General features: G+C 74.2%; 10 protein-coding genes. 2 read left to right on the top strand and 8 right to left on the bottom strand.

Annotation, left to right across the window (positions count from 1 at the left end; all coding sequences use genetic code 11):
- The 6 genes from ACFV61_RS20805 to ACFV61_RS20780 all read right to left on the bottom strand — a co-directional run.
- Window positions 1-731, bottom strand: a 731-nt coding sequence (locus ACFV61_RS20805) for a Bcr/CflA family efflux MFS transporter (protein ID WP_380493167.1), incomplete at its 3' end; no start/stop codon positions are given.
- Window positions 732-1,014: 283 nt separating this feature from the next.
- On the bottom strand, window positions 1,015-1,497 hold the full coding sequence (locus ACFV61_RS20800; RefSeq protein WP_063349900.1) for a hypothetical protein: 483 nt from the start codon (window positions 1,495-1,497) through the stop codon (window positions 1,015-1,017).
- A gap of 444 nt (window positions 1,498-1,941) precedes the next feature.
- Entirely contained in the window at window positions 1,942-2,832 is an 891-nt protein-coding gene (locus tag ACFV61_RS20795; protein WP_363366936.1) for an alkaline phosphatase family protein, read from the bottom strand.
- Between the two features lie 127 nt (window positions 2,833-2,959).
- Window positions 2,960-3,748: an ATP-grasp domain-containing protein gene (locus tag ACFV61_RS20790; RefSeq protein ID WP_244293493.1), complete on the bottom strand. Its 789-nt coding sequence runs from the start codon at window positions 3,746-3,748 to the stop codon at window positions 2,960-2,962.
- A 116-nt stretch (window positions 3,749-3,864) separates the two neighbouring features.
- The gene (locus ACFV61_RS20785) at window positions 3,865-4,245 is read right to left on the bottom strand and encodes a hypothetical protein (protein WP_063351514.1); all 381 of its coding nucleotides are present in this window, start codon (window positions 4,243-4,245) and stop codon (window positions 3,865-3,867) included.
- A gap of 63 nt (window positions 4,246-4,308) precedes the next feature.
- Complete coding sequence (locus ACFV61_RS20780) at window positions 4,309-5,487, bottom strand: acyl-CoA dehydrogenase family protein (protein WP_063349898.1); 1,179 nt, start codon at window positions 5,485-5,487, stop codon at window positions 4,309-4,311.
- Between the two features lie 117 nt (window positions 5,488-5,604).
- Here ACFV61_RS20780 and ACFV61_RS20775 point away from each other — a divergent pair, with 117 nt between their 5' ends.
- Window positions 5,605-6,144, top strand: coding sequence for a GNAT family N-acetyltransferase (locus ACFV61_RS20775; protein WP_380493164.1), 540 nt, complete (start codon window positions 5,605-5,607; stop codon window positions 6,142-6,144).
- A 26-nt stretch (window positions 6,145-6,170) separates the two neighbouring features.
- Here the strand turns inward: ACFV61_RS20775 and ACFV61_RS20770 are convergent, their stop codons facing one another.
- A complete protein-coding gene (locus ACFV61_RS20770; RefSeq protein ID WP_063349896.1) occupies window positions 6,171-6,479 on the bottom strand; it encodes an AzlD domain-containing protein in 309 nt (102 codons plus the stop codon).
- Complete coding sequence (locus tag ACFV61_RS20765; RefSeq protein ID WP_380493161.1) at window positions 6,479-7,309, bottom strand: AzlC family ABC transporter permease; 831 nt, start codon at window positions 7,307-7,309, stop codon at window positions 6,479-6,481. Before ACFV61_RS20765 ends, ACFV61_RS20770 begins: the two co-directional genes overlap by 1 nt.
- 166 nt (window positions 7,310-7,475) lie before the next feature.
- On the opposite strand from ACFV61_RS20765, the gene ACFV61_RS20760 reads away from it, so the two are divergent.
- Complete coding sequence (locus ACFV61_RS20760; protein ID WP_363367331.1) at window positions 7,476-8,057, top strand: helix-turn-helix domain-containing protein; 582 nt, start codon at window positions 7,476-7,478, stop codon at window positions 8,055-8,057.
- Window positions 8,058-8,075: the final 18 nt, after the last annotated feature.

Raw genomic sequence — 8,075 nt, 5'->3', positions numbered from 1 at the left:
GCGCTGGTCAGTGCCAGCCCGAGGAACGGCAGGTTGCGCAGCAACCGCCCCATCGTGCGCAGCGCCGCGCCCACCCCGCCGGTGCCCCGGGCCTGCGTCGGCAGCGTCTCGCGCAGCGCCCCGAAGGCGGCCAGGGTCAGGAGCAGCCCGAGCGCGGTCAGCGCGCCGAAGGTGCCGCGCCACGACGTGAACCGCATCAGTTGCGCGCCGACGATCGGGGCGAGGATCGGCGCCAGCCCGGATATCAGCGCGATGGAGGCCAGGAACCGCAGCATCGCGACGCCCTGGAAGCGGTCCCGGGCGACGGCCCGGCCGATGACCAGCCCCGCGGATCCGGCCGCGCCCTGGATGAAGCGGGCGATGATCAGCACCGTCAGGCTCGGCGCGATCACGCACACCACGCTGGCCAGGGTGTAGAGGACGAGCCCCGCGAGCAGCGGCGGGCGGCGGCCGTAGCGGTCGCTGAGCGGTCCGAAGAGCAACTGCCCGGCCGCGACCCCGAACATGGAGAAGGTGAGGGTGAGCTGGACGGCGGCCGGTTCGGCGACCAGGTCGTCGGCGATCTCGGGCAGCCCGGGCAGGTAGAGGTCGGTGGTGAGCGGGCCGAGCGCCACGAGGCCGCCCAGGACGGCGATGGTGGCCCGGCCGGGGCGGGACTGGCCGGTGGTGGGGGCGGCGGCGGAGGGAGCGGTCGACGTGTCGCCGGCAGGGCCGACGGTCGGGCCGGGCATGGGGCTCCTCACGGAACGGGGGACGGGACGGGGGCGGGACGGGTTTGTCCACGCCCCGTCCTATCGCAGCCCAGGCCGTTTCCGACAGCGGGGGTCCTCCCTCTGGTCCACCGTCGGCCACCCCGGCGGCACCCGCGCACGACGACGGCCCGCCCGCACCTGTCGGTGCCCGGCGGGCCGATCGGAGCCTGTCGGCGTACTCGGAGCCTCACGGCGCGCACGGCGCACGGCGCACGGCACCCGGCTCGGGGCACGGTGCTCGGCTCAGTGCACGGCACCCGGCTCAGTGCTTGGTGGGCCGCTCCGAGCGCAGGGCCGCCTGCACCGCCGCGCCGTCCTGCCACGCGTAGAGCTGGTTGCCGGTGAGCGTCACGTTGTAGTGCCCGCAGGTGCCACTGGCCTTGGCCGCGACGCCCTCGGGGAACCAGCCGGCTTTGAGCGACAGCGGCACCGAGTGCGCGGACTTGCCGGGCAGGCCGGTGCTGCAGCCGACGGGCAGCCGTCCTTCCGGAAGGGTGGCGCGCAGCAGGCGGTCGTCGCCGGTGGTGGACATCAGGTACTTCACCGAGGAGGCGTTGTCGGGCAGCCAGGTCGGCATCGAACGGCGCTCGGCCTTGGCCTGGCTGCCGGTGTCGTAGGTGGCCTGCTCCTGGTGGCGTCCGTCGTACCAATCGGACACCCTCGGGCCGATTGCCACGGCGGCCACGGCGACGGCCATGCCGGTGCCCGCGACTCCCAGTGCGACCTTGCTCACGATGCCCTTCATGCCCGCCTGTCCTCTCCGTCTCCGGTTCCGGTCCGGTCGGCGAGGTCTGCCGTCCGGGTGTATCCATCGTGGCCCGTGCCGCGCCTCCGGAGCGTCACCACGAGGTCGCGATCTTGTCTCCATCCCACGGGGTACCGTCTCCACCTTCAGAGGTATGTCCAGCGACCCGGTCTCGGGGTTACACGGTGGGGCGCCCAGGCTGGCACACCGTCTTCAAGTGCCGCCCGGGCCTCGATCGAGCGTCACTCAAGCCGGTCTCCGGCGCAGCCCGGCCTGCTGCACCCGGATGCATCAGCGCGCCCCTGAGGCGTCGTCGGGCCCGGTGCCGGCAACGGTGCCGGCCGCTGGTCGGAACACTGGTCAGAGCACTGGTCAGAGCACTGGTCGGAACTCTGGTCGGAACACTGGTCAGAGCACCGGCCGGACCGCCGATCAGAGCACCGGTCAGATCGGTACCGACACCGCCTCCGGCACCGGCCGGGCGACCGGGAAGGGCCGGCCGTCGAGGGTCCAGTGCGGGTCGATGGGGCGCAGCAGCGAGGCGTACACCTGGGCGGCGACGTCCGGGTGGCGGATCTCCCCGGTGGGCGGGCCGGCCGGGATGCCGTGCCCGGCGCAGGCGACCCAGGCCGTGCGCTCCTCGACGGTACGGCCGCCGTGGCCGCCGGCGTCGACGTGGCCGTGGTCGGTGACGACGATGACGGTCCACTGCTCGTCGGCGTGGTCGGCACGGCCGCGGACGGCGTCGAGCAGTCGGCCGAGGCGTTCGTCGGCGGTGCGCATGGCCGCCCGGTACTCGTCGCCGCAGCCGAGGAAATGGGCGGTCTCGTCGACGGCGCCGAGGTAGACGAAGGAGGCTTCCGGGTCGGCGGTGCCCAGGACGTGGACGGCCTCGCGGGTGACCTCCTCGTCGACGGCCTCCCAGGCTTCGGGGGTGTCCTCGGCCGGGGCGATGTACGAGAGCCGGCCGGGGGCGCGGAACAGCGGGCCGCCGGACTCGTTGATCATCAGCGGGTCCCAGCCGGCCGCGACGAAGGTGCGGCGGCGGTCGCCGCGGGCGAGCCGGGTGGCGAAGTCGGGGAACACGTCGAGCCGGTTGCCGCCGAGGTGGTTGCCCCAGACACCGTGCTTGGCGGGCTCGACGCCGGTGACGATGGTGGCCCAGCACGGCCCGGACATGGTGGGCGTGGTGTCCGCCACGGTCACCGGCACCAGGAACCCGGCCTCGGCGAGTTCCTGGAGGCGCGGCATCGGCACGTGCTCCAGGTAGTCGTGGCGGACGCCGTCGATTCCGACGACGAGCACCCGGGGGCGGGGCCACTGGGCAGCGGACATGGCGGGGGTTCCTTTCGGTCGTACACATCCGGCCGCGCCCGCCGAGGGCGCCGCCGACCGCGCCATGCTCCACCTCCCGCCGTACCGCCCGGCGTCCACCCGCCGAACGCGGGGTGTCCGCCGGGTGTCAGGCGGCCGTACGGACGAACCGGCGGTCGGCCTGGGCGAGTTGGGAGACCGGTCCGGCGGCGCGCAGCACGACGTCCAGGACGCGGTCCGGGTCGGCGGCGTAGCAGTGCGCGAACCACGGCAGGTTCGCCTCGACGACGGCCCAGTGCTCGGCCGGGTCGTACGGGTCCGCGATCGGGCCGACGTCCAGGGCGACGGCGCTGGGCAGGGTGTCGCCGACTGCCGCGAGCAGGCGCCGGGCGAAGGCGCCAGCCTCGGCGGTCAGCGGTGCCGGGTCGAGCCGGCCGAAGCGGGCGTAGCGGCTGCCGGTGAGCACCTCGCCGTCGCGGACGAACAGCCGGTACTCGGCGGCGAAGGTCACCGGCTCGCTGACCAGGACGGGCGTGTCGGGGCCGATCCGGTCGCCGGTGCGCGGCAGGCGGGTGCCGTCCGGGTAAACCGCGGGCGGGAGCGACTTGTCGGCGGGTGGCTTGACGAATGCCGGGCGGCGCAGCGTCCACGCCTCGGCGAGGGTGGTGAGCTCGATCCGGCGCCGGGTGAACTCCTCGGGCAGGCGGGTGAGCCAGTCGTCGTCGGGTTCGAGCAGGGCGAGGCCGAGCGGTCCGGCGATCCGGGCCGCGGAGAGCGGGCCGCCGTACCAGTGGACGGGCCGCCCCGCGAGGCGCTCGACCGTGGTCGGGCCGTCCAGGACGGCGGTGTCGAGGCCGCGCCGGGCGGCGGCCTGGGTGAGCAGCGCGGTGGTGCTGGTCCGCTGGGCGGAGCTGAGCAGCACGTGGTCCGTGCGCACCTCGCGCGCCGTCGCTGCCGGGTGGGGCACGGTTGCGGGCGCCCCACCCGGACGCGCCCTACCCGGGCCTTCCTCACCCGGGCGCGCGCCAACCGGGCCCGGCGCGGCGGCGCGCGTCACGGCTGGGGGCGGAACTCGTGGACGACCTCGATGCGGCCGACGATGTTCCGGTTGAGCTCCGGCAACTCCTCGGCCGGAATCCAGAGTTCGAGGATCGTACGGCCGCCCGCCTGCCGCACCGGATAGCGGGCAAGGAAGGCGGTGTCGACCTCGAAGCGGGTGACGTAGCCGACGCCGGAGGCGGGGACGTTCCAGTCGCGGGCGATGCGGATCGCGTAGTCCTCGTTGAGGACGGGGTAGAAGATCGGCTGCTCGGGCAGCCGGGGCGGCCAGGCGCGCCGGCCGGACGCCTCGACCAGGGCCAGCTCCTCGGGGCCGGTGGGGCGCCAGAGGGTGGTGGTCGGGGCGGTGCCGGGCGTGGTGGGCTTGCTGTTCACGGTGGGCACGGTAGCCGGGCCGCGACGGTCCCGGCCACCGGAATTCCCGAGGTGGACGGCCCGTCAGTGGTAGGCGGACTCGCCGGTGATGGCCTCGCCCAGGATCAGGGTGTGGATCTCGCTGGTGCCCTCGTAGGTGAGCACCGACTCCAGGTTGTTGGCGTGCCGCAGCACCGGGTACTCGGTGGTGATGCCGTTGGCCCCGAGGACGGTCCGGGCGCTGCGGGCGATCTCCAGCGCCGTGCGGACGTTGTTGAGCTTGCCGAAGCTGATGTGCGGCGGGCGGGCCGCGCCCTCCTCCTTGAGCCGGCCGATCCGCAGGGCGACCAGGTAGGCCTTCTCCACCTCCAGCATCATCTCGACGAGCTTGTGCTGGGTGAGCTGGAATCCGGCGATCGGGCGGTCGAACTGGATCCGGCTCTTCGCGTAGTCGAGGGCGGCGGTGTAGCAGTCGCGGGCGGCGCCGACGGTGCCCCAGAGGATGCCGTAGCGGGCCTCGTTGAGGGAGGAGAGCGGTCCGCGCAGGCCGGTGACGCCCGGCAGGACGGCGTCGGCGGGCAGCACCACCTCGTCGAAGGCGAGTTCGCTCGTGACGGAGGCGCGCAGGGAGAGCTTGCCGTGCACGTCGGTGGCGGTCAGGCCGCGCGCTCCGCGCTCGACCAGGAAGCCGCGCACGCCCTCCTCGGTCTGCGCCCAGACGACGGCGACGTCGGCGATGCTGCCGTTGGTGATCCACATCTTGCTGCCGGAGAGCACCCAGTCGCCGCCCTTGCGCACCGCGCGGGTCCGCATGTTCGCCGGGTCGGAGCCGAAGTCCGGCTCGGTGAGGGCGAAGCAGCCGATCAGCTCACCCGCGGCCATGCCGGGCAGCCAGCGCTGCTTCTGCTCCTCGGAACCGAAGGCGTGGATCGAACGCATCGCGAGCGAGCCCTGCACCGAGACGAAGCTGCGCAGCCCGGAGTCGGCCGCCTCCAGCTCCATGCAGGCGACCCCGTACGCCACCGCGCCGGCGCCCGCGCAGCCGTAGCCGTCGAGGTGCATGCCGAGCACGCCGAGGGCGCCGAGTTCGGGGGCGAGTTCGCGGGCCGGGAAGACGCCGCGCTCGAACCAGTCGCCGATGTGCGGGCGGATCCGCTCCTCGGTGAACCTCCGGACGGTGTCGCGGATCAGCCGCTCCTCGTCGGAGAGCAGGTCGCCGACGGCGAGCAGGTCGGACGGGTCGATCCGGGTCGGCTTCGTCATCGAAGCTCCTTGTAGTGTCGGCGGGATATCGACGGGATCCCGGTCTCGGCGCAGTACCGGCGAGTATGGCGCAACCGCCCGGGCGGCGGGCGGGCGCGAGCGAGTGAGGAAGACGACATGGCGGGCGAGGCGTACGCGGTCGGTCAGGTGGCGGCGGAGGAGTTGGACGGCGCGGCGGAGGAACTGGCCGGGCTGCTGGTGGACACCGTCCACGGTGGCGGGTCGATCGGCTTCCTCGCGCCGCTGGGGCTGGCCGAGGCCGTGGCGTGGTGGCGGTCGCTGGCCCCGGAGGTCGCGGCGGAGCGGCTGCTGCTGTGGACGGTCCGGGCGGAGGCCGACAGGCGGCTCGCCGGGACGATCCAACTGCGCCGGGCGGTGCCCGCGAACGGGCGGCACCGGGGCGAGGTCGCCAAGCTGATGGTGCATCCGGCGGACCGGGGGCAGCGGCTGGCCGGGCGACTGCTGGCGGTGCTGGAGGAGCGGGCGGCCGAGCTGGGGCTGCGGCTGCTGGTGCTGGACACCGAGACGGGCAGCCCGGCCGAGCGGCTGTACGAGGCGGCCGGATGGACCCGGGTCGGTTCGGTGCCGGACTACGCGACCGACCCCGCGGGGGTCGCGCACCCGACGACGATCTTCTTCAAGGCGCTGGGCGGCTGACGGGCGCGCCGCTCACCCCACCCCGCTCACCCCACCCCGCACAGCCGCAGCAGCGCCGTCGTCGCCGCACCCGCAACCACCACCGCCGGAAACGGCGCCCGCCGCAGCGCGAGCACACCGGCGACCAGGACGCCGGCCGGGCGAGCCCAACCGGCGAAGCCCTGGCCCTGGGTGAGGGCACCGGTGGCGACCAGGGCGACCAGCAGGACGGCCGCGGCGACGGCGAGCAGGTGCCGCACGCGCTCCGAGAGGGCGAGCCGGTGGCCGAGGAGCGGCCCGGCGAGGCGGAAGGCGTACGTCCCGACGGCCAGCAGCAGCACGGCGTACAACGGCATCATCGGGCTTCCTCCCGCTCGATCACCGGGACGCCCGGCCCCTCGACCGACGCCCCCTTCCGCGACTCCCGCGGCTCCCGCAACTGCAGCGAGTTCTGCGGCTCCCGCACCTCACGCCCCTCCCGCACCTCACGACCGTCACGACCGTCACGCCCCTCGCGCGTTCCGGGCCGCCCGGCGAACAACAGCCCGACGAGGGCGAGCAGGACGGGCAGCCCCGCCGGGACGAACGGCGTGGCCGCGACCGCGACGACGGCGCCGGCCACGGCGGCGGTACGGACCCGGCGGTCCGCGAGCGAGGGCAGCACGAGCGCGAGCAGCACGGCGGGGAAGGCCGCGTCGAGGCCCAGCGCGTCCGTATCCCCGATCAGCCCTCCGGCCAGGGCCCCGAGCACCACCGAGACGTTCCACACCACGAACAGCGCCAGCCCGCAGAGCCAGAACGCGGCCCGTCGCCGCCGCCCGTCGTCCTGCCGCAGGACGAACGCGGCGGTCTCGTCGGTGATCAGCTGCGCGCCGAACAGCCGCCGCCACCACGGACCGTCGAGCACGTCGGCCACGGCGAAGCCGAAGGGCAGCAGCCGGGCGTTGAGCACCAGCCCGGTGGCGACGGCGGCGAGCACACCGCCACCGGACAGCACCACGCCGACCGCCGCGAACTGGGAGCCGCCCGCGAAGACCAGGACGGAGAGCGCGACCGGCACCCACAGGGGCAGGCCGCCGGAGGCGCTGATCGCGCCGAAGGAGGCGCCGACGAGTGCGTCGGCGAGGCAGACGAGAGCGATGTCCCGAAGGGTGGCACGCTCCAGTGTTCGGAGTAGCGAACGCATGTCCACCAGCGTGAACCCATCGCCCGCCGTTCGTCAAGGCGAACGATTGGACCGGCAGGGCGAACGGCGGGCAGATGCGGACAGCCGCCCTCACGAGTGGCAGCATGAACGGCACCAGCCGCACGGGGGCCGGAGAAGGAACCAGGAGAGAGCGTGAGTGGCAAGCATGAGTGACCGGACCACCCCGAGCGCGGGTTCCGGCGCGGATCTGATCGGCCTGATCTCCGTCTCCATCCGGCGCGAGCGCGAACGCGGCGGGCTGTCGATGGCGGAGCTGGCCCGGCGCGCGGGCATCGCCAAGTCGACGCTCTCCCAGCTGGAGTCGGGCGCGGGCAACCCGAGCGTGGAGACGCTCTGGGCCCTCGCCGTCGCGCTGAACGTACCGTTCAGCCGCCTGGTCGACCCCCCGCGCCCGGCGGTCAAGGTGATCCGGGCCGGCGAGGGCCCGGTGACCCACTCCGAGCGCGCCGACTACGCGGCGACCGTACTGTCCTCCTGCCCGCCGAACGCCCGGCGCGACATCTACCGGATCGAGGCGCAGCCGGGCGAGACCCGGGCCTCCGACCCGCACATGCCCGGCACCGTCGAGCACGTGCTGGTCGGCTCGGGCCGGGCGCTGGCCGGACCGACGGAGGCCCCGGTCGAGCTGGGCCCGGGCGACTACGTGAGCTACCCGGGCGACGCCCCGCACGTCTTCCGCGCACTGGCTCCGGACACCCTCGCGGTGATCGTCATGGAGCACATCTGACGTTCCGTCAAATGTGCT

Source organism: Kitasatospora sp. NPDC059817 (genome assembly GCF_042731835.1).
Taxonomy (GTDB): Bacteria; Actinomycetota; Actinomycetes; order Streptomycetales; family Streptomycetaceae; genus Kitasatospora.
Note: the sequence above shows the minus strand (reverse complement) of the source record. Positions and strands in the feature narration are given on the sequence as shown.

Excerpts from the sequence above, each read along its gene's own strand:
- ACFV61_RS20780 (WP_063349898.1), bottom strand. The coding sequence starts at position 5,487 with ATGACGAAGCCGACCCGGATCGACCCGTCCGACCTGCTCGCCGTCGGC.
- ACFV61_RS20775 (WP_380493164.1), top strand. The coding sequence starts at position 5,605 with ATGGCGGGCGAGGCGTACGCGGTCGGTCAGGTGGCGGCGGAGGAGTTG.
- ACFV61_RS20760 (WP_363367331.1), top strand. The coding sequence starts at position 7,476 with ATGAGTGACCGGACCACCCCGAGCGCGGGTTCCGGCGCGGATCTGATC.
- ACFV61_RS20795 (WP_363366936.1), bottom strand. The coding sequence starts at position 2,832 with ATGTCCGCTGCCCAGTGGCCCCGCCCCCGGGTGCTCGTCGTCGGAATC.
- ACFV61_RS20765 (WP_380493161.1), bottom strand. The coding sequence starts at position 7,309 with ATGCGTTCGCTACTCCGAACACTGGAGCGTGCCACCCTTCGGGACATC.
- ACFV61_RS20770 (WP_063349896.1), bottom strand. The coding sequence starts at position 6,479 with ATGCCGTTGTACGCCGTGCTGCTGCTGGCCGTCGGGACGTACGCCTTC.
- ACFV61_RS20800 (WP_063349900.1), bottom strand. The coding sequence starts at position 1,497 with ATGAAGGGCATCGTGAGCAAGGTCGCACTGGGAGTCGCGGGCACCGGC.